Raw genomic sequence first — 22,849 nt, 5'->3', positions numbered from 1 at the left:
TCTATTGTAAGTAGTAAAATGGTCTGATTCTAAGCATATTCATAACTAAACTGTGCAATTTCAACCATTAACTTTTGTTCGCTATATCTTGGAATTAGCCGTGACTACAGAGAATATTTGGACTTCCGGCCGCTGTTGTCGTAAGAATTTCTTGATTTGTAACGCTATTAGCGGTTGAAATCCGGAGACAAAGGCGGACGCTACGCCCCTAAAGTTCCAAGATTCTCCTCCGCCACTTTTCCTCAAATTGTATAATATCAAGTTCTCTTTATATAGTTGAATTTGATATAACGTTAACCTATAATCTACTCAACCTACGTAATAAGAATGGGAGTATTGAGAATATGCCCAGAAAAAAGAAACCCATCATTGAATACCGCCACTACAGCTTACCGATAAACTTTCCTATCTTGCTGTTAAGCGGTGAACGTTGGAAGATTTCTGATATTAAAAGTGAACATCTGCATTTCCATAATCATTTGGAGATTGGCATTTGCCATTCGGATAGCGGCATCATGGAGATCAAAGGAGAATCTGTGCCTTTTAAAGCCGGAGATGTGACCTTCATCCCTAGGTATCTCCCTCATACAACTTATAGTTCGCCGAATGAAGCCAGTCTGTGGTCTTATATCTTTTTTTCGCCTGAGGATCTTTTTCAGCAATCCTTCAAAAGCGCTTACAGCAACTTTGAGCCGAATCTGTGGGCAATTAAGGGAACAAACTGTATTTTGAATAAAGAGGAACATCCCAAGGTATATACCCTTGCGACATCGGTCGTAGAGGAATTGAAACAAAAAAATCCTTACTATCAAGAAAGTGCTTACGGCTTATTATTATCGCTTTATATAGAGCTTCTTAGAATTCATTCCCGGAATGAACCCTTGGTTAATCAAGACACAGAGCATAGCCTGAAGGGCGATTTTGTCATCTCACCCGTTCTGGAATACATCACTACAAACTACATGATGCCGATTACCATCGATTTTTTAGCTGATCTGTGCCACCTAAGTACCACTCATTTCCGCAGGAAATTCCATGAGATTATGGGGTCCGCACCTCTCGACTTCCTAAACAGTACCCGTATTGAAGAGGCCTGCAAGCAGTTAAAAAGTACGGATGATTCCATTCTCTCCATCTCTGAGCAAGTAGGTTTTCAGTCCATATCCAGCTTCAACCGATGTTTCTCCAAGCTTATGGGTGATTCACCTAAACAATGGCGTAAAGGCGCACAATCCGAAGCACAATCCGCTAAAGCGTCTATATTGGAATTTACGGGGTGGGTATGATCCATTGATCCATTGATCCATTGATCTATTCTAGATCATCTTTCTCCCGATTGTTTTATATAACATGGTTCTTATCTTCTTTAACTGCGCAAAGTTTTCTTCAAATGAAATGCTGTGGGTCAGTGCCAGCCCTTTTGAGAAATCTTTTTTATATAGAAAAATTGATTCCAAATACAAACCTATGACATGAATCTGATTCCAAGTAGGATAACTTGAATGATGATAGAAGACAGTCAGCGTTTCTAATGCATAAAAATTATGACACCATCTCGCTTCCTCCATTATGTACTTCATTGCCGGTCCGTTATTGTTAATCATTATGTCTCGGAATTCATCTAAATGATTAGGCTGAACATCGACATATTCAATTGCATAAAATGGCTTTACATGCCGTTTTCGCGCGCCTTCCCCTGGTGTAGGGTACGTGCTGTTTGGTGTGGTTACAAGTAACTCCATACGGATTGTTTCGAGCACGAAAGGTATATTCACATTTTTTAAGTTAGGTAAAATGAATTCGGCATCTTCTTTTTCCTTGATCTGCATTAGGATAAGATAATCCCATATAATGAATTCTCCATGTTTTTCGGCTGTTTTGTTATGACTGTAAACTGAAATATCCTCCACAGCATTATTTTGAGTCATGGATCCTAGAACGTCTGTGAGTTGGCTCTTTATTTCTTTTTTCATATGCTTTTTATACTTCTTATCGACTCCGATACTCCAAGCAATATAATAAGTATCATTTTGTGGTGTCAGTTTTAGATTCTCTACGCTTATTTTCTTATCCATTTCTGTTTCCCTTTCTGTACAAGTCCCCAGCCATCGATGTATAATTCGTCTAAGATTTCTAATAGCTCGGAAGGGGTCTGAAGCAAGGCTGCTTATGGTTAATCGTAACCCTGCTTCCCAATAAACGCAAATAAGCCCCCCCCTCTGAACTGCCCCATCAGGCACAACAAAAAGGCATGCGTCCGGTAAACTACCGAATTCATACCTAACAAGTCGCCTAATAAAATAAGCTGTTATGTGATAAGGCTAGCCTTTACTTGACCTCACAAAATCTATTTAACAAGGGAATGATTTGTTCCTTGCTCATAGGGGCGTCGTGCCCCGGGATATACGTAGTAAATGAAAGAGTGGATAAAAACACAATATATTCTTTCATTTTTATCGGATCAATTTTACCTTCTCCATGATAATAATCCCCGCTATGTGCATCGCCTGCGAATAATACTCCCGCTTCTTTTATATATACAACACAAGAATCGTCTTCATGTGGCCCTCCTACCTTTATAATCTGGCAAGTGGTGCCCCCTAAATCCAGCGTTAAAGCATCCTCGAACATAATATTTCCTGTGCTAACCTTAATCTTATCAAACGTATCATATTCTTTTTTCATACAGTTATAGGCGAATACTATTTCTTCTTTGGTCTCTAAGCGTTTTACCACAGCTTCTTCATCCCATTCCCATTCTTTCAGGCGCTTTAGTGCCTCATTCGTTGCTGAAGAGACTATAGTTTCCCCGTCAAAAGCATGCATACCAAAGGTATGATCCCAATGCCAGTGCGTGATCAAAGCATATTTGGGACGTGGCAGATTGTTATCATCCAAACACTTTATAAAGGCATCTAAATGCGATTCTGAATTGCCACAATCAATCATAATTGAAAAGCTGTCACCTACAACATATCCCAAAACAGGTCTGTCTGTTTCTCGGACACTTTCCAAATAATAAATAGAGTCATTTATTTTTTTGAGTTCCATCCTATTTTCTCTCCTTTATGGATACAGGTAAAGATACGCTCTGTGGGGGAGATGATTACCTATTTATAATGGATGAAGCAGGTCCCATTGGGCAAGGGAGAGTTTAGTTATATTCACAATGTACTACGACGTAGTTCATAAAAATATTGCACAATCGGATGCTTTAACTGCATCTTCTCGCTCATGTTTAAAATCCGCTTTTTCCCAACCCGTCTGTCCACTAAAGCCAGAATATTCAATAAGATATCATCGCTCTCTATGCTTTCCTCTATAGAAGTAGATAAAAACTTATTAGCTATAACGATAAAATTCGATTTACTTAATGACGTCTGTGCTGACAAAAGCTCCTTTGCAACTTCTGATATCTTTCTGCTTCTTGCAATGACTATTAGACGATCCTCCGGGATGTTCCCTTTACTATCTTTTCTAACCGCTTCAATGTCTTCAGGGTGGATTGGAATTTGGAGTTCTGAATCATTCTTAATCTCCTGCTCCGTCAGATACCATCTGATTGAGTTAGTTCTATCATTCATATTGAGTACGTTCTTTTTATCTACCGAAATATAACAGCTCCCTGATTTATCAGGTAAATAACGGTAGCTGCTTGCGCGATATTCAACCTTGCCAGATAACGCAGGACAGAGAAAACTCTCCAGTTGTTGCTTTAATTTGCTCCAGGACATGTATCCTCCAACAAGACGATCTCTTCTCCTCGTCTTTGCCTTATTTTTATATTTTCTTTTCCCCAAGAACACATAACATCCACGATCTTATTAGCTGTAACGCCATATTCCGTGAGGCTGTATTCAACTTTTGGCGGCATCTGCTGGTACACGAATCTTTTGACAAACCCATCCCTCTCAAGTTCACGAAGCTGCTGGATCAGAACCTTTTGTGAGATGCCTTGAATATTACGCTGTAATTCACTTGTTCTTTTGGCACCGGACATCAAAAAGCAAATGATCAAAGCTTTCCACTTTCCGCCGATGATTTCTAGTGTTGCCTCTATCCCTAAATGATATTGTTTCATAGAATAACACCTCGTTCATGCTGATCAAATTAAGCTTACTCAAAACTTCATTGTTGCATATATTTTTTTCGGAGTCCAGTACACACCTCGAAGTAACCATCTTACTTTATTGTGTGTATTTTCTTTTTTTACAACCTGCAAGATAATAATAATATTCATAAATAATATAGGCCTGAGAATGGAGATTCATCATGAAAACACTAGTGATTTTGGCGCATCCGAACCTTGAGAATTCGAGGGTCAACCAGCGCTGGAAAGAAGAACTGCTGTTATATCCCAACGATATTACCCTTCATGAGATTTATAAAGAGTATCCTGACTGGAATATTGATGTTTCTAGAGAGCAGAATCTAATGGAAACATATGACCAAGTGATCTTTCAATTCCCGTTGTATTGGTACAGTTATCCGCCGCTATTAAAAAAATGGTTTGACGATGTGTTGGCTTACGGATGGGCTTATGGATCAAACGGGAACAAGCTTAACGGGAAAAAGTTAGGGCTGGCCCTGTCCATCGGTGATAAAAAAGAAAATTATCAACCAGAGGGCTCTGTTTCTTTTACCGTAGACGAAGTGATCGCACCCTTTAACGCCAGTGCCAAACATGTAGGCGCAGAAGCCCTACCGTACTTTGCTGTTTTTGGAGCTTCATTTCAAGCCAGCGATGAAGAAATTAATACTAGCGCAAAAGAATATATCGAATATATCTTTAATCACCGTATTTGACACAAAACAAATTGGGCTATCCTTAGTCTTGTTCAAAGACTTTAAGGATAGCCCATAGCATTGTTGAAGCGGTCTAAAGATTCTCTGTAGTAAGGGTGAATCCTTCGATCACGGCATCTTCGTCAACCTCAATCAAAATGCAGCGTCTCCCATGATAATTCACTTGCTTCACATATTTTAAATCCTGCGGGCTGACCGAAATCGTAGCTACCTTTGTATCGATCTTAATCGATTTGGTAGTGAATTTCGGCATTACGCTGCTCGCCTTCATCTCATAATGCTTATCGTCAACGATCGTTTCGAACGCCCGTTCCACTTTTTCCATTGTCACGTTCTCAACGCCACTTACCGTTAGTACACGTTCCAGGTCTCTATAATCGAGCTTTGGAGGTTCTTCCTTATCGTCGTTGGTTTCGATGACCTGATGGATCTCCTCGTACACCTGTGCGAGAGTGGTTGCATCAAGCTGTTCGCCCGCCACTTCCTTCACGATGTCTTCGAATATAGCTCTCTCTTCCAGAGCCGTATTGGATCTTTCGGCATTCAAGACCTCTCCGACAAAATGCGGATCTGGAAAGTTCGATTTCCCCGTACAATACAGAATGCGGTTCACATCGGAATAATTGTCCGTCACGCTTGGGTAAAAGAAACCTTGCTCCGGTGTGCTTAACTTGACGATCGGATCTACAATGACATTGTACTTGAACTCCCGCTCCACGTAATCAAACAAGAGAGCCTTCCGTTGTTTCTCCGTGGAATTCACGCTGCATAGGATAAAAGGATGCGCGAATAGTTCGTTTTTCTCACTTTCCTCGGCTTCATCGTTTCTATCTTTAGTCGGGCGGAAATACTGTCCTCGAACGAAAGTGATCACCGTATCCCGTTCATAATGAGTATCCGCCATCATTCTGTCCACCAACAGTAGCATCAGGTCCTGCCATTCATCTGGATCCCCTGTCACCAAAGCTTGATGAAGCATCACCTGCGCTGGCTCCTCCGCTTCCGCTTGAAACTTCAACTCGAACAATTTCTGATCCAGTTCACCGGTCAGGAGTTTTTTGAAATTGCCCATATACAGCTCCTGCTTCTCTCTATCCACCATTCCAAATGGCTGGCGCTCCCAATGATAGATCTCGTTGCTTTCCTTCATAATATACACGTTGAGAATATCGTAAATACTCATTAAATCGTGATCCAGCTTAAATTGCTTGCGTATATGCGCGACTTCTTTCTTTATCATGATTCGTTAGACAACTCCTAGGAAGATTAATTGGTCTTTTCAGTATAAAGGATAAAAAAAAGCTTCGCTATACTAGTTGAACTTAAGATTTTTCTATTAAGGTAAGGTCGTGACTCCGGTGAATGTTTGGACTTCCGGCCGCTGTTGTCACCAGATTTCTCGATTATTACCATGTTTCATGGTTGAAATCCGGTGACAAAGGCGGACACTACGTTCCTACAGTTCCAAACTTATCGTATGCTCTAATGCATAGTCTTCAAGCGGAATATCTACCTGTTGATCCATGGCTAGCTTGGCTAGCTGCTCACCAAGAAAGGGGCCCATCGTTAATCCCGATGACCCTAGCCCATTAGCAACAATTAGTTTATTCCATCCTTGAACCCTGCCTAACACGGGAAGAAAATCTGCTGTAAATGGACGGAAGCCTACTCTTATCTCATTTAGGCTACAATCTGCAAGACCGGAGGCCGTTTGAAGACCTTTATTTAAAATTTCTTGCATTCCTCCTACGGTTACAGCAGTATCATAACCTACGACATCATTTTCGTGAGTAGCACCTACCACGATATTTTGATCCGCAAATGCGAGTATATATTGATCTGTAGGCGGCATTACCACAGGCCATTGCTCTGTACTCGCTTGTTGAGCAAGCTTCAAATGCATAATTTGAGCTTTTTGATAACGCACCTGAAGCATGATCCCAAGCGGATGAAGCAAAGCGTTAGACCAAGCCCCTGCGCACACAATCACTTCATCCGCTGTGAATGTCTGTTCTCCTACACTAACCCCTTTAATTTCATGTTCATCATGTTCTAAAATAGCATCGCCCTCAATCATTTGCGCACCATTACGCTGAGCAGCCCTTAGCAAAGCATCACGTAATTCACGTCCGTTCACTCTTGCTGCACCGGATACATGAAGCGCATGATAACCTTCCGACAATAAGGGAAACTTCTCTTGCGCTTCAAGATCCGTCAGCATCGTAAGTTCCCCTATTTCAGGGGCGTCCTCTCTGCGCAGCTCCGCTCTTTCTTTCATCGCGAGTAACTTTTTCAAATCCTCATGGATACATATCGCTCCAACTTTTGCGTATCCAGTCTCGGTTTCTCCAGCCTCTTCCAACTCTTGAATAAGTGCCGGATAAAAGCTTGCTCCCGCTTTAGCAAGACGATACCATGCTTTGTTTCTGCGTTGAGACAACCATGGACAAATAATCCCTGCTGCTGCATCCGTTGCTTGTCCAACATCCTTACGATCTATAATGATGACCTCAGCACCTAACTTACTTAGCTGATAAGCTGCTGAAGCCCCTAATATGCCTGCACCAATTACAATAACCTTGTTCATATTCGAAGTCCCTTCAGTTATTCATTTTTTTAATCATTCACTACTTACCCATTGTATCTTAAATTTGACATTTATAATGAATTATCGTACTATAAATTTCACTCAGTTAAAAGTACTTTAATTGGAGTACTAAAATAAAAGTGTTATTCAGAAGAAAGAAGGAATACAGTTGAAGTTTTCACAGTTTTTGAAGTCCAAAGGGGCCATTGGTTCTATTTTTATGGGTGTGTTCTATGCCATTGCGATGCTGGGTATTTTCTTACCAGGGTATACAGCACTTCCAGGGAACATGGATGATTTAAAAATTGCTATTGTCAATGATGATGCAGGTCAATATGGGGCTCAGATTTCGAGTCAGTTCTCGGAGAGTTTACCATTCAAAACGATAAAAACCGATGTATCGAATAAAAAAGCGATGGATGAATTAGAACATAATAAGTTAGCTCTAGTTGTCCATATTCCAGAAGAATTTTCAGCCAACGTTCAAAGCGGTAAGGTATCCGCAAGTATTGATTTCACAGTCAACGAAGCTTCTGCCACCATGGTATCTTCAGCCATGTCTTCCGTTGTAGGAGAAATTAACAAACAATTAAGCGCGAACTTCTCAGAGCAAACCGCAAAAGGTGTGTTAATGAACTTTAACGTACCAGAAGAACAAGCCACCGCAATGGCTACACAAATTGAAAATAGTTATGTCGGGAATTATGTTGTCATCAATGATGTTCCGGACGGCATGCACAACAACATGTTACCTATGTTCTTAACTATGGCTGGTTATGTTGGGGCAATGATTGCCTCCATGCAATTAGTTGCTTCTTTTAAAGCAAACCGCGGGAAAGCAAGCAAGACAAAACTGTTTATGTTCGTTCAATTCACAGCTTTATTAATCGCTGTATTATCAACAGTCGTTGCTTTAACCATTGCCTTCTCTGTTGCAGATGTAGACCTATCCTTACTGTTACCAGTTGCTGCTCAGCAAATTCTAATGTATATGGCTGCATTTAACGTGTGTGCGATTATGGTCTTCCTAGTTGGCGAAGGCGGTATGGTCTTAAATATTCCAATCCTGCTCATGCAAACCATCGCCAATGGTGCTACCATGCCTCGTGATATGATGTATACACCATACGATTGGTTCGGCCGCATCACCCCGATGTATTATTCTGTGCAAGCTTATTTGGCACAAATGTTTGGTTCCATTAGTCCAGCCCCCTTCTTATGGGGATTAGCAGGCGTATTTGCCGGGGCTATGATGATTAACATTGTAATCGTCCGGTTTGTTCATAAACCTGTACCTGTGACTAAAGAAACTATACTGCCCGTTGAAGTTAAAAATACAGCTGAAATAACCGCCTAGGTTTGGTAAGATAGAGTTTAGCCAACAATTAGGAGTGGGTTCTGTGATGTCAATTCAAATTTATATCTTAAGTAAGTTAATGGATGAAAATAATTATCCTTATAAATTAAAAAAAGAACTATCCACCCCTATTCCTTTTGATAAATTGCTCAATCTATCTGAAAGCAAACTGTATTATCACTTTGAATCTCTTACGAAACAGGGCTTAGTTGAACAGGTAGAGATCATCAAGGAAGAACATCGTCCAGACAAACAGGTGTTTTCCATTACCGATAAAGGGCGCAAGCAGTTCCCGCTCAAAATTTATAAGGTAATAGAAGATGCAGAATCTATTTCAGATATGATTGTCGCTCTTGTGAATCTTCGTTTTGTAGAGACTGATAAAGTGATCCCGATTATCGAGAAGAAAATTGAACAGTCACTTATAAAAAAAGATCAATTAAATCAAATCTACCAGCAAATAGATGTAGATAGCTCCACTCGTGAAAGTGTAGATTTCATGGAAAGCTACTACGCTTCTCAACTTGAGCAATCTATACACTGGTGGAAAGTTCTTTTAGAAAAGCTGAACACGAAAACGATATAAAAAAGAATGCCTTGGATTATAGCATAATCAAGGCATTCTTTTTTTATTTCCAGCACCAATCACACAATAGCTTTTTTCAGTTATTCACTTTTAATCAATAAATATAAAAAGTATGGAGCACCGATTAAAGCCACGATTACTCCTGCTGGTATTTCAGTATTGGCTACTACCATTTTACCAAGCGCATCTGCAATAACAACTAATCCGCCACCGATTAATAAACATGCGGGAATCATTATTTTATGGCCACGAAAGAGTCGTCTAACTAAATGTGGAACTACTAGTCCTACAAATCCAATGCTCCCACTGACAGCAACCGCTGGTGCCGCCAATAATACACTACATACTAAAAACCAAACGCGATACTTATTTAGAGATACCCCTAAACTAATGACTACAGGATCGTTAAGCCTTAGTACATCCAATATAAGATGATTCCGAATTAATAAAGGCACAATAAGAAGTAACCAAGGCAGCATAGCATACACGTGGCTCCAATTACTATTCCCTATGTTCCCTGCCAGCCACACCTTAATCATCTGATATTGCGAAGGATCTAGTACGAAGGTTAACACAATCATAAATGCACTAATCGCAGCCGCAACAGCAATACCAGTATAAATTAATCGAATGGGAATAATGCCTTGATTGCGATCATAAGAAAGCATAAATAATAGAGCGACAACGATAAATCCGCCCAATAAAGCATACAGTGGCTGAACATAAGTATGTAAGCCGGTTGAGCTATTTTGTAAGAGTAAAAATAACATCATGGATAATCCAGCACCAGCATTTATCCCCAGTATACCCGGGTCTGCTAACGCATTTCGGCTTATGGCTTGCAGCAGCATTCCTGCTATTGCCAACGCGCCACCTACTAGAAAACCCAAGATCATACGTGGAATACGGAACTGAAAAAGTACAAGCTCCTGCCTCGGTGTTCCATTTCCTAATACGGTTTGCCATAACTCTTGTAAGCTTAAGCTGCTTTGACCAGTAGATACACTATATATAAAGCCTAGCAGTAAAATGATTGCTATAATTATAAACTTCCATCTTAGCTTCACTATAGCTCCCGCCTTTCTTTACGAGCCAAATATAGAAAGAACGGAACACCAATAACCGCAATTACAGCACCTACAGGGATTTCATAAGGGGCATTTACGATACGTGCCACTAAATCAGCAAGCACAACAAGGGTGGCTCCCAGAATTGCGGATAATGGAATAATATAACGATAATCCACACCCACTATGTAACGTACCAAATGAGGAGCAATTAAGCCCACAAAGCTTACAGATCCGGCTAAAGCACATGAAATCCCAGCTAACATAAATGCGGCTAAAAGCGAAAGATTTTTGATAAGTTTTATATTAACGCCTAACCCTTCCGCTGTCTCATCCCCTACAGAAAGTATAGTAATCGACTTTGAAATTACGATGGCAAGTAATAGCGCAAGAAGCATCCACGGCAACATTTGCTGTAGATGGGCCATGCTAATGCCACTTAAACCTCCTCCATACCAAAAAGCCACCTGCTGAGCCACTGAAAAAAAGATACTTATTCCTTCACTTAGGGCAGTTAGCATAGCAGAGATGGCAGCACCCGCCAATACAAGCCGAATAGGCGTCATGCCTCGTTTACTTAATAAACCCACACTAAAGACTAAACCCGCTCCCAATCCCGCACCTAGAATACAGAGCCAAAGTGTACCTGTGAATGAAATCGTCGGCAGGAAAACCATAGCAATAACTAGCGTGACACCCGCCCCAGCATTTAATCCAAGAATCCCCGAATCCGCTAAAGGATTGCGACTAATCCCTTGAATAATCGCTCCACTTACTGCAAATCCAGCGCCTGTTGCCATAGCGGCAAGTACCCGGGGTAAACGAATCGACTGGATCACCTGATGGGTAGACGCCTTATCATCAAAAGCAAAAATAGACATGAATACATCTGCGAAGGGTATTTTTTTCGCGCCAAGGGCCATGCCAAGCACTAATACGCCTATTAATAGGAGGAGCATGAGGATTAGCAATAATAAAAAGGAGAACTTTTTTTCTCCTGCTAGTGATGATTTCTGAACATTTGCGGCCAATGTTTCCAACCCTTTCCCTTCACTTTACAAAAAGAGCCAGCCAAGGGCCAGCTCAGATGCAAACGAATATGATTTCTATCTAACTTAAGTCAGAGGATGTGGTAAGCAAAAATTTGACGGCCCGACTAATCGCACCCGAGATTACGCTCACATGCTCCTCTTGCTCAAGCAATGCCCAGCTTACTTCAAAGCTTGGAAGGTGTACGGCCATCATGCTGTTACATAAATCCAAGCTATCCTTGACCATATAATCCAGCTCTTCCCCACCGGCAATCATAAGCGTTTTAGGTAACTGACTTAGCGTATTGCTGTGTAAATCAGCTTTAAAATTCTCATACTCCTTTAAAAGTGCGTAATCATTCCACCAGATGGAAGCACTACTTGCAATATAATGTGAGAACAAGGTGGGTTGTGTAAACAACGCATGCAGAACAAATAATCCGCCAAAGGAATGACCAAACAATGCTTGCTTCTGCTTATTGATAACGAACCGCTGGGCAATGGCTGGCATTAACTCTTTTTCAAAAAAAGCTAGCAGCTCATCTGCCCCGCCAAATTCAGGCCAAGGCTCCCCGTTGGGACGTTTCGGTAAATTTGCAAGCTCGGCTGGCATAGTTAGATCATAGGTTCGACGCACGGTATCAAACGCCTCACCCCCAGGATAACCAATGCCAACAACAATCGCGGGTGGATAGCCTTTAGGCTTACGCGTCAGCAATCGGGTGATTTCAGCAGCGGTTTCAAAAAGCCCATTGCCGTCAAGAACATAAATGACGCCGTAGCCATCTTTTGCAGACTCATCCAACGGTTTTGCAATAAAGATTTCATAGTCCTTATGATTAGCTTTACTCGTGATCAACATCGTTTCATAGTTTGGTTTTACGTACGGTTTGATAATCATGGCAGCAGGAACGCTACAATATCGTCCATCGTTTTTTGATAAGCAATTAATCCACTGGATCTCCAGTGATCGCCATCCACCTCGAACACTTTACCTGCTTGAACTGCCGGCAGCGCCTTCCATAAAGGACTAGCTTTAATGTCTGCCAGGAAAGCATCTCCCAGACCATCATTATCGTTAATAAAGATATAATCCGCGTCTAAATCAGACAACATTTCCAGCGAAATATCAGCGGACATTTCACCTTCTACAAGAGCACTTTGAGCAAAGCCTAGCTCACTCAGCACATAACCCCCGTAATGGAAGTTACCCACTAAAAAGATTGCACGGGCATTCGCATTAATATAAATTGCTTTTTTACCGGCAGAAACGCTGGCTAACTGTGCTTTAGTTGCTTCTAGCTTTGTATCGTAAGCAGCAATAGCTTCTGTTGCTTTATCCTCTAAACCTAGCAATTTCGCAATCGTTTCTGTGGCCTCCACTACATTGCCGAGTGCATTCTTAAACACGTAAGTTGGAGCAATTTGCGAGTAGTTTTCATAAACACCATTTTGTGCATAAAAAGCAGTGGGGAATATAATTAATTCCGGCTCCAAATCTACTACAGATTCTGGAGAGGGAACACCATTAGCGAAGCTGATTTCTTTTACACCACTTAACGTATCCTGTAGATACTGCTGCGGTCTTTCACCCGTGGACCATTGGGCTACTGGGGTTACACCAAGGGTAACTAAGTAATCCTCTAGACCAGGGGCATACACCTTTTGTACAGTCCCCGGAATGTTTACTGTATTGCCTACTTGGTCAGTTACTACAAACGCTTCTCTAGCCGCTACTTCCGGTTCTTGTACAGCGGGTTCCTCCGTTGCAGTTGCACTCGCTTCACTGGTTGTTACTGGAGTATCTGTTGCTTGCTGATCAGCTGTATTATTGCCGCCGCAAGCTGTCAGTAGAATGGATAATAAAGCAACCATTACAACATAACTTATTGTTTTTGTATTAAACCCCTTCATGATAGACCTTCCCTCTTTCCTATATTCTCAATAATAATCATTCTCAGTATTGAGTGTATAAGAGATAGGACGCATTGACCATGTAACATCTTATGATTAGACATGTACATTTTCAAGGTATCATCATTACTGCAACTTCCTCTAGCATTCGTTTTAAAGCCACAGGAGAGTATTCAAACCAAGGATCGGAGTGAATAACATAGATTTGTCCCTGTTCGATAGCCTCTAACTGTCTAAACCCAACATCTCTCTGCAAATGATGCCAAGTTGCTCGTGACTCATCATCGGGGCAAATAATCGTAAACAACTTATCCACCTTCAATCTACTTAACTCTTCAAAAGTAATCTCTGCATTATATAGACCGGGCTGCTCATAACTAGATTCCGCTCCCAAATCCTGAAATAAAAGATGCTGAATGCCTGTATTACAATAAGCAAAGATTTGCTGCTGATAGATACGTATAACTAGAACTTTAGGTGGTGTAGAGGTCCAGTCTAACCTGCGCCGAACGTCTTCCAATCTTGCCCTATACTGTGTGATCCACTGTTTCGCTTCTTCTTGTTTATTTAGTCGGGCAGCAAGTTCAGTTAAGGCTACTAAACAATCTTGCTTATCATCCAGCCAATAGATTGGAAAATGATCCTCTATCCGTTTTACCAGCTCTGACGACAAATCTTTGGGAGAAATAAGAAGATCAATTGGCAAATGCAATAGCTCATTGGGGCTGCAATAATTTTTGTTTTGTGTCAAGGTTACCTTATGCTCGATTTCTTGCGCCCACAAATTATAGTAGTACGGTGTCCACTTTGCACTTAAGGGTGCAGCAAACGGAATGACTCCTGCCGCATGTAAATACCCCATCATGTTCCCAGTTACAACACCGATATGAGATTTTTGCTGGCTGGAATACATCGTTGGCGAGATCCCTTCAACCTTTTTGAACACTCGGCTAAAATAAAACTCATCACTATATCCAACCGCTTCTGCTATAAACTTCAAGCGAACGTCTTGTTTCTGCAATAATTGTTTAGCCTTTTGAATCCGTAGCTGGGTAACATACTCCATTGGACTTTGTATATATTCCTGTTTAAACGCCGAGGAAAAATAACTGGAACTAAGTCCAGAAAGATTAGCTAAATGTGCTAAAGACAAGTGCTTCGTGAAATTCTCTTCTATATATTTTCTAACCTCAGTTAAATCTGTCTTTTGAGATTGCTTTTGCATGCTGTCACCTCTTTACTGCTTATATAAATGCACTTAACTCTTTATTCATTCATTAATTGATAATCATTATCAATTATACTTTTGTTTTTGGGGGGTGGCAATGGTTGGGGAACGTTCTATAAAAGTGTGCTCAAAAAGAAGACGCTCAGGGGACTAATCCCCTCGCGTCTTCTGTGTGTAACTATAGGCTGCTGCTGCCCGGAGTAAGTCTTTTATTCCGAATCTACAGCCGGAGCCGGAGCTGCAACCGCTGCTCCATTCTTTTGCAAGTTCTCCTTCACTTGACCTTGCTCTAAAGGCTGAACAGGCGCACCAATCTTAAAGCTATCAATGATTTCCCCTAGTGTAGCTTGGTCAAAGTCTACTTGGGAATACAACTCTACTGTATAGCCATCCTCTTCCCAAATCACAATTCCATTTGCATAATAAACCTTAGTCCCGTTAATTACTTCTGTCTTCACTTCTTCCGTAGTGCTGATCCCATTGTCCCCGCCCTTGGAGATTAGAAAATTCACAGCATTCTCACCGGAATTATACTGCACTTCAACCATGCTGGTCCCCTGAAGAACACAATTCACAAACTCATAGTCTCCCATCCAATCGGGTGCCGGGAAGTTCATGCCAAGTGCTGCACGTGCTTCATCTAGGCTCAACTTAGCTGCAACCGGCAATTCAATGACCGCATTCTCCCCACCTTGGGCATCTTCAGATGGAGTCATTGACTGTGCAGCCGATGGGATTTCCTTATCGTATTGTGTGATTTCGAGATTTCCCACTTCAAACTTTGCCATGATCGACTGGAACATATCCTGTGCATAGGAGGTTGCAGAGAATGCTCCACCCAGACAAATTACTGCACTGCCAATCACTATTGCATTTCTCCAGCTGCTTTTTTTCATCGTTATCCCGTCCTTTATCTCTGATTGGGGGTTAAGTGCCCCATGGTCCAATTTGTATATCAAGCGGTTATAGATTCTTTCTTTGGCGGTAGTGCTGCCCTGTTCGGCATTCTCAAGCAGTTCTATGGTTTTGCTGAATTTGGTGAGATCATCTTTCTTATTCATTTTTGAACCCTCCTGCCTTTAAGGAAATATGCAGTTTTTTCAAGCTTCTATATACTACGACACCGATATTGGACTCACTAACTCCCATGATCTGTGCAATTTCGGAATTTTTCAGCCCAGCCCCATATTTCATTGCAATGATATTTCGTTCCTTCTCACGCAGCTTGGAGAGCGCCTTGAACAGTGCTTGATTATTATCCTCACGGATCGCCAGCTCCTCAGGAGACGGCTTGGGAAATATAAGCTCCAGCAACGAATCCAGTGAGGTATAGCTTCTTTTCTTCTGCGCCCGAAAATAATCCGTTACAGCGTTTCTTACAATGGCAAACAGCCACACCTCAAAATTCGATTTTTCTTGTGAAAAACTATAATACTTACACATCACGGTCTCAAACACCTGACTGCATATGTCCTCTGCCGCATGGTGGTTATTAATTCGATAACAGATATATTTGTAAACACGTTGGTAGTACGTATCATACATCCGGGTAAATTCCTCTTTGGACATGATAGCTTCACGTGATCTTTCGGTATTCATGTAACGCTCCACTTTACCCTGGATAACCTCCATCTCCACCCTCCTTCCACTCACCTTCATCGAAAAGCTAAACAAATTGCGCAATTTGTTGTGAAGAAACTTACATATGTTAATACGGAGAAACGCCCAAACCATTAACAAATCTTTTGATTATTGTGGGAGGGTGGGAAAAAACGCGGAAACCAGAGGCTTTTTTCAACATTCATTCAATAGAACATACAGCAACTTCGAGCCGAATTTGTGGGATAAGGGAAATTCTATTATGAACAAGATCAGCCGATGTTTCGGCGAGCTTATAGGCAAGTGGACGAAACAATAGCAGTAAAAGAGTGTAATCCGCGAAAGTGTTGTTACTAGAGTTACGAGGTGGATATATATGAGGTGAAAAAGGGGAGAATCTCTGCGGTACAATTAATTTCATAATTTATGAACTTCAAGATTTTCAGGATCAATACATCACACTTGTACATCCAGTGAATCCGTAAGCTTTTCTAGGTGATATCTTTCTATAAAACTGTTATCATAACATGTTCATTCCAAGTATACTCTATTTACAGGATGCTCTATATTTGCTCAATATAAAAAATCCTGCCATTATCCAGCGGGAAGCTTGAAAGATTGGCAGGACAATAACCTTACTTCATGTTCACTAACCTTAAATATTCCGAACTTCAACAACCTTCCCTAAGTCCACATACTGCTCATGATCCAACTTCACCTTCACTCTGCCCTTTCGGCGTTTCTCACGCCATTCACGAAGATCTCCCTCCGTTTCTAAGCGAAGCTCCGCGATTTCCAACGCACGATCCAGAATATATTTACTCGTATAGAGCACCGTTTGTATTCTTTGACCACCTAGCATGATAGGAGACGTAATTGCTTTCCATTCCTCGACCGTAAATCGTACATACAGATCTTCTTCAGTACCCGGGCGACAAGGAACCTCTTTAATCTCATTACGCCGCAGCACCTTCCAATCCGCTACTTTCCCTACCCAGTGAATCCCCGTTTTTGCAGGATCAATGAACTTTTTGCGGGATTGGCACATCGCTACGTATTCAATTTGCGTTAGGATCTTCTGATTTGCAAGATTCCTTAACGGCATATGATAAAAAGCTTTCCCCAGCGCCACCTCCACTTGTTCGGGTCCCCGGACAGAACCAACAAGCACATTTTTGCCCGCGAGTTGGTTGGCATAGTATTCTTTCGTGCCGCGCGGACGAGTCGAGCGTTCATAAGCTTTTTCCGGACTATCCTGAATAATCTCTTCCAAGAATCGCTCAACTAGGCTCGTAGAATTCGGTAGGAATGGCAAAGCGCCAATGTTCAATAGCTCGATGCTTTTATAGAATCGGTGGGTCTTATACCGCTCCTCATCCGGGTAGGGGAATAACACATAGGCGCCAAACATGCTTCGCTCATATTCTTCCGATCCCTTCTCCTGATACACAATGGCATCCCGATAACGGTGCATGGTGTTGATGTCATCCTCTTCAGGACCAGGCTGCCTATAAGTGCGGTGATAGGAAGTCCCTTCATAAGCCGGATTTAATCGGTATTTCGCATCAAAAACATACTTATACTCTTTGATTTTGCCAGCATCCTTCTTCTTCAGTGTCAGCACATTATCCGGACGCTGATTGAGCGTCGGTGCCTTATCCGAGTTAGGAATCGCATTATAATACAGGATGAACTGCTCTCCGTTAACTGGATTCTCGTACACCATCTTAGCGCTCTGCGAGCGGTCAAGGGTAACAAAAATACCATTCCGATTCACCTTAATAATATCCTGCTTCACCAGCTTATACTTCTGACCCAGAAGCTGATTCAACTTGAGGAAGCACCAGTATTCATAGAGCTGCGCGACATCCTTCATAGACAGGCGCAGCAGATCACCTTGGATAAACAAGCCTTTGAGCAGCATTAGATAACAGCGATAGACCTCGCGGTATCCAGGGGCCATCTGCAGCACCAGTGTAACGGACATCTGCCTCAGTACTCCAGCCTCACGCAAAAAATCCATCTTGAGCACCCGCTCTAGTTGAGTGAGCATGTTGTCTAACCTTTTTATAAGTAATGGATCTGGGGTTCGGTTTTTAATCTTCCAGCGACCCTTGAGCTCTTTCAGCTTTCCATGAATGCGTTCCAGCATCCAGCGGATGAACCGGTTTTCATTAGTATCATAGGCGAGGCGTCTTCGTGTCTCCATTAAATGTGTGGCTGTGTAATTTCGGCTACCGATGGTCAAGAATCCATGGTTCATGTCTTCTCTTAATCGTTCGGGATGCTTCGCGAGCTCGCGGATGTTCTCTCTTCCTGCCTTTTTGACCCGATTGGCATCCACTAGTCGGCAGTCCTGAAGCAGAGCGTAATGGGGATTCTTGTTAATCCGCTCAACCGCATCCAGAAGCTGTCTAAATACATGCTGAAGTATGGTAAAAAACTCCGTCAAGCTCTGATGCTGCGTCTCCCGCAAGCCTGTTAGTTGGTAGGTTTTGCGCAAAAAATCAAAAGCCAAGTTATAAATATGCTCATTCACTTCATTTAAAATATTCTGGTAATCCAGCTTGTAATCCATTTTAGAGGGAAAGATCTCCATCTCTACCCGCAGCAAAGCCTGTCCTGAACTACGGATCTCCCACTCCGTCAAACCTACCTCATTCCCAAAGTTCAGAACACCCGCAAGAATAGTCTCACCTAAAGGCTTAATTGCCTGCCGAAGCAGCACATTTTCATGATAAAAAGATAGGTTAGCAGCGGTCTTCTTCTGAATCACCAGCTCATACGACTGTGTCTCATAAAAACAAGGAAAAACAGACTCCCTCTGCTGCCAGTCCACCATCCCATGGGCTTCAGGGGAAAAGACTTTAATCTGAACATTACCAAGCCGTTCGGAGCATGTAATCCCAAACTGAGCATTTACCCACTCCTGACTAGAAGAACGATGAAGCTGCAAGGTCTCCACAGTAGGATGATATGGCCTTCCTTGAAGAAAAAGCGTAAAAAGCTCCGTTTCTACACGGAGCAATTCTACCGCCTGATTAAGAGAGCCAGTATGAGGTGAATCCATCTTCCTCCAGCCTCCTAAGCATAAAAGCCAATTTACGCGCACTTTGTGGATGTTTGGCTGTAGGGGGAGTTTGTCCAGCAGCCCATCTCAGGTAGAGTGGAGAAGCATCATTGTCCATAAGATCTTCAATATTTACCGTCACACCAGATCCTGTACCAAGAGCCCCTTTCATCAAGTTCAACAATACCCGGCGAACCGAAGAATGGCTCCCTTGAATGCGCGGCAGTATCTTTTGCAGCAGTTGCCAGTCAAAAGCTTCTTCCTCATTCATCAGCTTGTACCGTTCGTTATAGATCATATAGAAGCAAATCGCATCGCGTACCCGGAAACCTACATGAGCATGGACATCCTCAAGCAGAGCATTGATCTTAACCAATCTCTCTGTCGTCCGGACAACTAGCTCTTTATTGGCATCATAGGCATCCACTAGCTGCAAATAATCGGAGCGCAGAAAAAGATGATTCAGTTCGGCAAGATCAGCGGGATCTTCCGTCTCTTCCTGCTCACTCATGTCCGGATACTGCTGCAGATTGATGTAATTGAACTCCAGTGTGTTGGCTCGGTCCAGTACCTTTTTGCTAAAAGGATGTGTCGTTTCGTCCATGTTCACAGTCCCGATTAAGAACACATTCTCCGGGATACCGAGGCTGCCAAACTTCACTTGATCCTCAGGCGTATCCAGCATGGTAGAAGATATGAGATCCTGTGTCTGGATCTTCCCCTCCTGCCAGTCCTGCGTTTCCAGCACACTTAACAGGTCACTGAAATAATGCTCTACCCGCGCCAGATTCATCTCATCCATACAGATAAAATATGGCTTATGTCCATTCTCCGGCTTCCGCGCCTCTACTAATACTTCCGTAAGCGGACCCGGTTTAAACCTGCCCGAAAGATCCTTGTACCCCAGCAGATCCGCAGGATCACTCCAATCCGGCCGCACTGGGATCAAGGTAAACTGTCCGTTATTCCCCGTTGCACCAAGAGCTTCTGCAAACAGCTTCACCAACCGAGTCTTCCCTGTTCCCGATATCCCCGCCAGGATGACAAAAGGCTTAGTCTTTAGCGAGAGGTAAAAATTCTCGATAAGGTGCTCAGGGAAGAAGAAACCTTTGCGACGGATGTGGGATTGGATTTGGTGGAGGATAGAGGGGATTTCGGCGTCGTCAATTGGCTCAGGTACCGATTCCATATACTCTGTCACTGGTTCTACCTCCAAGGTGCTTGCCGTTTCGTTAAGCACACGCCTTTCCACATACAAACGGTAGTTTTCCATTACATTTTGAAGATCTCTTACTAATTGTTCGTCAGACGGAACTTTTCCACGCTCATACTTCACATAGGCAATCGTCGATGCTTGATAATCGTTTCCCAGTTCTCGACCCATTAGATGAATATTTTCATCCTTATTCATGTTTTCAAGCGGTATGAACTCTCGAACTTCTTTCGTTTTTGCGCGAAGATACACGTATGCTTCTTTACGGCCTTTTTCTCTTATTGGAGCCGTCACTCCTTGAGCGAGTGTTAAATACACAGTACTCATATCTTCTGCAAAAAGATAACCGACATATTCTCCGCGTTGAATAGTTTGCGTGACACGCTTGTCCAAAATTGCTAGCCAAGGGATGGCAGCCCATCTTCCTTTTCCAATAGAACCTTCAATAATATAATAATCTTCTGATAGGAACGGCAAGGCTTTCAACTCATTAGGGATTGCCTGACGTAACAGGAAACCTAAAGGATGGCTGGCTGAGCTATCTTTTTTAGCCAGAACATACCTATCCATAATTTCGTCTAAATATTGCTTTATAGAGAATTCTTTTAATGCTGTGTTATAGTTTTCTAATTCTTGTTGTGCTAACTCTTTAAGTTCAACTAATCCTTCTTCACCTAGCTGACTAATAATAGTGCTTTGAAAACCCATTGAGTTATCTTGTGTGTTAAAGAAAATAATACTTGATAGCGCATTAACTGGACTACTAATAATATCCTTAAGTTGGCTCGGAGTAACCTCTGCCCAGCTTTCCCGTCCTGGAGGATGATCTACCCGGTTTCCTCTATCTTGCTCAGTGACGAAATAGTTAAGAAACCGTTCCTTAATGCGATCAAACGATACATGCTCTCGATGAGAGCCTCGTAGCTCTTCGATTAAAGATAGGATTAGGACCATCTTATATGATTTTTGTTTACGCTTGAAAATCTGTTTGATTGTATCTGGTAATGGCATGGAGTCCTCCAAGGTCGTTAACGATTTTTAGTATTCGAAGTAATTTTCTCTACATGAAGCTTTCGGATCGCTAGGTCTGTAATATTAGCTTGGCTCAGTTGGTCATAAATAGATTGAACTTGTACTTGAGAAAATAACGGTTCAGGATTTTCCAACTTTAAACGGAGCAGTTTTCTGGAGATAAATCCACTCAACTCTACATCATAAACGACTAGCTCGTTAGACTGAATTTGGCGGAGCTCTGGATCTATGCTAAAGCGACATCTCATAGTAAATGAGATAATCGATACAGATTTCAATTTAGGCAGACCCTTAAGAAGACTTTCAACGGACTTGATATGTCCATAATTTTGCTTCAGCGGATTATACATCTTGTAACGGTTGCTCACTGACCATTGTTGATCCATCTGTTTACCTTTAATTTCTCCATTGTAGTTTTTCGTTTCAATGACAAATATGCAATACGGAGAAATAACGATATGATCAATCTGAGCGTAACCAGTTCTAGATTTCGGATTAGGGAGCAATAGATCGCTTAACGATTTACACTCCTTTGGCAGCTGGTCAAGTTGGATATTGATTTTATACTCGCCTAACTCTCCAATTCGTGTGGAGGCCACTTTTAGCTTTGGAGTGTTTACCTTATGCATAGCCTGTGACGGCTTGGAGTCTGATTTTTTGAAGAGAGACATTAGAGCTTTAAACATAGCCAAACCTCATATCATCTGGATTTACAATATGTATGGTAATTCGACAATATGGGAAGGATTACCTCCAAAAATACACACAAGAAAAAAGGACTGTCGCATGGACAGCCCCAACATTAAAGTCAACGTATACCTTCAATTCCGTCTTAATCTGAGAGAACAGAAGGATCAGCATACGCATTAGCAAGCTGCATTCCATCCTTGAGCCCTTGTAGATATAGACGTTCATGTAGAACGGATTGCTTTAATGAAAGCTTATCCTCCCAATACTCAAACTCAGGCTTACGTGTAATATCCATGGAGGCAAACAACGCTTGAAAAGCTTCGCGCTCTTCCTTAAAAGCTATTCTAGGCTCGGATTGATGTTCTATCACTGCGCTCACCTCATCCAAGCGACCTTGTATCGTTTGTATAAACCATGCGGGAAAACTCACCACATCTCCTCCAAGACAGAAGTTTAAACTAAACGCATATGAAAATTTGTTCCTTTCTTGATTCATCTGATTAATAAGTTCATCTACTCTAAGACTTTGATCTGTAACCGCCTCATTAGTGTTTAATGGAATTCCCTGCTCCAGTGACCGCTGCCCTAGTTCATTCAACTTACGCTTCTCCTCTTCATATTATGCATTGCATCCTCACCTTTCTGGCAGAGCTATTTTATTAGCTTGTC

Annotated in this window: 21 protein-coding genes; 4 read left to right on the top strand and 17 right to left on the bottom strand. The window is 42.0% G+C overall.

What is annotated here, in order from left to right:
* The first annotated feature begins 344 nt into the window (after positions 1-344).
* Entirely contained in the window at positions 345-1,286 is a 942-nt protein-coding gene (locus tag MHH50_RS03655; RefSeq protein WP_076279451.1) for an AraC family transcriptional regulator, read from the top strand.
* Positions 1,287-1,316: 30 nt separating this feature from the next.
* Here MHH50_RS03655 and MHH50_RS03650 read toward each other — a convergent pair whose 3' ends face one another.
* The 4 genes from MHH50_RS03650 to MHH50_RS03635 form a co-directional block, all read right to left on the bottom strand.
* Positions 1,317-2,075 (bottom strand): hypothetical protein, encoded by a 759-nt coding sequence (locus MHH50_RS03650; RefSeq protein ID WP_076305253.1) that lies wholly within the window; start codon positions 2,073-2,075, stop codon positions 1,317-1,319.
* 253 nt (positions 2,076-2,328) lie between these two features.
* Positions 2,329-3,051, bottom strand: coding sequence for an MBL fold metallo-hydrolase (locus MHH50_RS03645; protein ID WP_340033959.1), 723 nt, complete (start codon positions 3,049-3,051; stop codon positions 2,329-2,331).
* A gap of 113 nt (positions 3,052-3,164) precedes the next feature.
* On the bottom strand, positions 3,165-3,734 hold the full coding sequence (locus MHH50_RS03640; RefSeq protein ID WP_076282562.1) for a hypothetical protein: 570 nt from the start codon (positions 3,732-3,734) through the stop codon (positions 3,165-3,167).
* On the bottom strand, positions 3,716-4,081 hold the full coding sequence (locus MHH50_RS03635) for a helix-turn-helix domain-containing protein (RefSeq protein ID WP_340033958.1): 366 nt from the start codon (positions 4,079-4,081) through the stop codon (positions 3,716-3,718). Before MHH50_RS03635 ends, MHH50_RS03640 begins: the two co-directional genes overlap by 19 nt.
* A 191-nt stretch (positions 4,082-4,272) precedes the next feature.
* Between MHH50_RS03635 and MHH50_RS03630 the strand changes: the two genes are divergently transcribed.
* Positions 4,273-4,806, top strand: coding sequence for an NAD(P)H-dependent oxidoreductase (locus tag MHH50_RS03630; protein WP_076302894.1), 534 nt, complete (start codon positions 4,273-4,275; stop codon positions 4,804-4,806).
* A gap of 73 nt (positions 4,807-4,879) precedes the next feature.
* Here MHH50_RS03630 and MHH50_RS03625 read toward each other — a convergent pair whose 3' ends face one another.
* Both MHH50_RS03625 and MHH50_RS03620 read right to left on the bottom strand, forming a co-directional pair.
* Entirely contained in the window at positions 4,880-6,046 is a 1,167-nt protein-coding gene (locus tag MHH50_RS03625; RefSeq protein WP_076128541.1) for a DUF4317 domain-containing protein, read from the bottom strand.
* Positions 6,047-6,262: 216 nt separating this feature from the next.
* Positions 6,263-7,393 (bottom strand): FAD-binding oxidoreductase, encoded by a 1,131-nt coding sequence (locus tag MHH50_RS03620; RefSeq protein ID WP_076310537.1) that lies wholly within the window; start codon positions 7,391-7,393, stop codon positions 6,263-6,265.
* Positions 7,394-7,562: 169 nt separating this feature from the next.
* Between MHH50_RS03620 and MHH50_RS03615 the strand changes: the two genes are divergently transcribed.
* Positions 7,563-8,750 carry an ABC transporter permease gene (locus tag MHH50_RS03615; protein ID WP_076185138.1) on the top strand — a complete coding sequence of 396 codons (1,188 nt, stop codon included), beginning with the start codon at positions 7,563-7,565 and terminating at the stop codon, positions 8,748-8,750.
* A gap of 46 nt (positions 8,751-8,796) precedes the next feature.
* Positions 8,797-9,336: a helix-turn-helix transcriptional regulator gene (locus MHH50_RS03610; protein WP_076282559.1), complete on the top strand. Its 540-nt coding sequence runs from the start codon at positions 8,797-8,799 to the stop codon at positions 9,334-9,336.
* A gap of 80 nt (positions 9,337-9,416) precedes the next feature.
* On the opposite strand, the gene MHH50_RS03605 is transcribed toward MHH50_RS03610, so the two are convergent.
* The 11 genes from MHH50_RS03605 to MHH50_RS03555 form a co-directional block, all read right to left on the bottom strand.
* On the bottom strand, positions 9,417-10,403 hold the full coding sequence (locus MHH50_RS03605; RefSeq protein WP_162164281.1) for an iron ABC transporter permease: 987 nt from the start codon (positions 10,401-10,403) through the stop codon (positions 9,417-9,419).
* Positions 10,403-11,443, bottom strand: a complete 1,041-nt coding sequence (locus MHH50_RS03600; RefSeq protein WP_076282557.1) for an iron ABC transporter permease — start codon at positions 11,441-11,443, stop codon at positions 10,403-10,405. Before MHH50_RS03600 ends, MHH50_RS03605 begins: the two co-directional genes overlap by 1 nt.
* Positions 11,444-11,513: 70 nt before the next feature.
* On the bottom strand, positions 11,514-12,335 hold the full coding sequence (locus MHH50_RS03595) for an alpha/beta hydrolase-fold protein (protein WP_076282556.1): 822 nt from the start codon (positions 12,333-12,335) through the stop codon (positions 11,514-11,516).
* The gene (locus tag MHH50_RS03590; RefSeq protein ID WP_340033956.1) at positions 12,332-13,348 is read right to left on the bottom strand and encodes an ABC transporter substrate-binding protein; all 1,017 of its coding nucleotides are present in this window, start codon (positions 13,346-13,348) and stop codon (positions 12,332-12,334) included. The genes MHH50_RS03595 and MHH50_RS03590 overlap by 4 nt, the downstream gene beginning before the upstream one ends.
* Positions 13,349-13,460: 112 nt before the next feature.
* Positions 13,461-14,573: a helix-turn-helix domain-containing protein gene (locus tag MHH50_RS03585; protein WP_340033955.1), complete on the bottom strand. Its 1,113-nt coding sequence runs from the start codon at positions 14,571-14,573 to the stop codon at positions 13,461-13,463.
* A 212-nt stretch (positions 14,574-14,785) separates the two neighbouring features.
* On the bottom strand, positions 14,786-15,637 hold the full coding sequence (locus MHH50_RS03580) for a hypothetical protein (protein ID WP_340033954.1): 852 nt from the start codon (positions 15,635-15,637) through the stop codon (positions 14,786-14,788).
* Entirely contained in the window at positions 15,630-16,208 is a 579-nt protein-coding gene (locus MHH50_RS03575; protein WP_081383426.1) for a sigma-70 family RNA polymerase sigma factor, read from the bottom strand. The genes MHH50_RS03580 and MHH50_RS03575 overlap by 8 nt, the downstream gene beginning before the upstream one ends.
* Before the next feature lie 622 nt (positions 16,209-16,830).
* Positions 16,831-19,245, bottom strand: a complete 2,415-nt coding sequence (locus MHH50_RS03570; RefSeq protein ID WP_340033953.1) for a restriction endonuclease-like protein — start codon at positions 19,243-19,245, stop codon at positions 16,831-16,833.
* The gene (locus MHH50_RS03565; RefSeq protein WP_340033952.1) at positions 19,217-21,469 is read right to left on the bottom strand and encodes a DUF3578 domain-containing protein; all 2,253 of its coding nucleotides are present in this window, start codon (positions 21,467-21,469) and stop codon (positions 19,217-19,219) included. The genes MHH50_RS03570 and MHH50_RS03565 overlap by 29 nt, the downstream gene beginning before the upstream one ends.
* A gap of 17 nt (positions 21,470-21,486) precedes the next feature.
* Positions 21,487-22,176 (bottom strand): nuclease-related domain-containing protein, encoded by a 690-nt coding sequence (locus tag MHH50_RS03560; RefSeq protein WP_340033951.1) that lies wholly within the window; start codon positions 22,174-22,176, stop codon positions 21,487-21,489.
* A gap of 146 nt (positions 22,177-22,322) precedes the next feature.
* Entirely contained in the window at positions 22,323-22,778 is a 456-nt protein-coding gene (locus MHH50_RS03555) for a hypothetical protein (RefSeq protein WP_340033950.1), read from the bottom strand.
* Positions 22,779-22,849: the final 71 nt, after the last annotated feature.

This window comes from Paenibacillus sp. FSL H3-0302 (genome assembly GCF_037982245.1).
Lineage (GTDB): Bacteria > Bacillota > Bacilli > Paenibacillales > Paenibacillaceae > Paenibacillus_AQ > Paenibacillus_AQ odorifer.
This window is presented reverse-complemented; position numbering and strand designations above follow the sequence as displayed.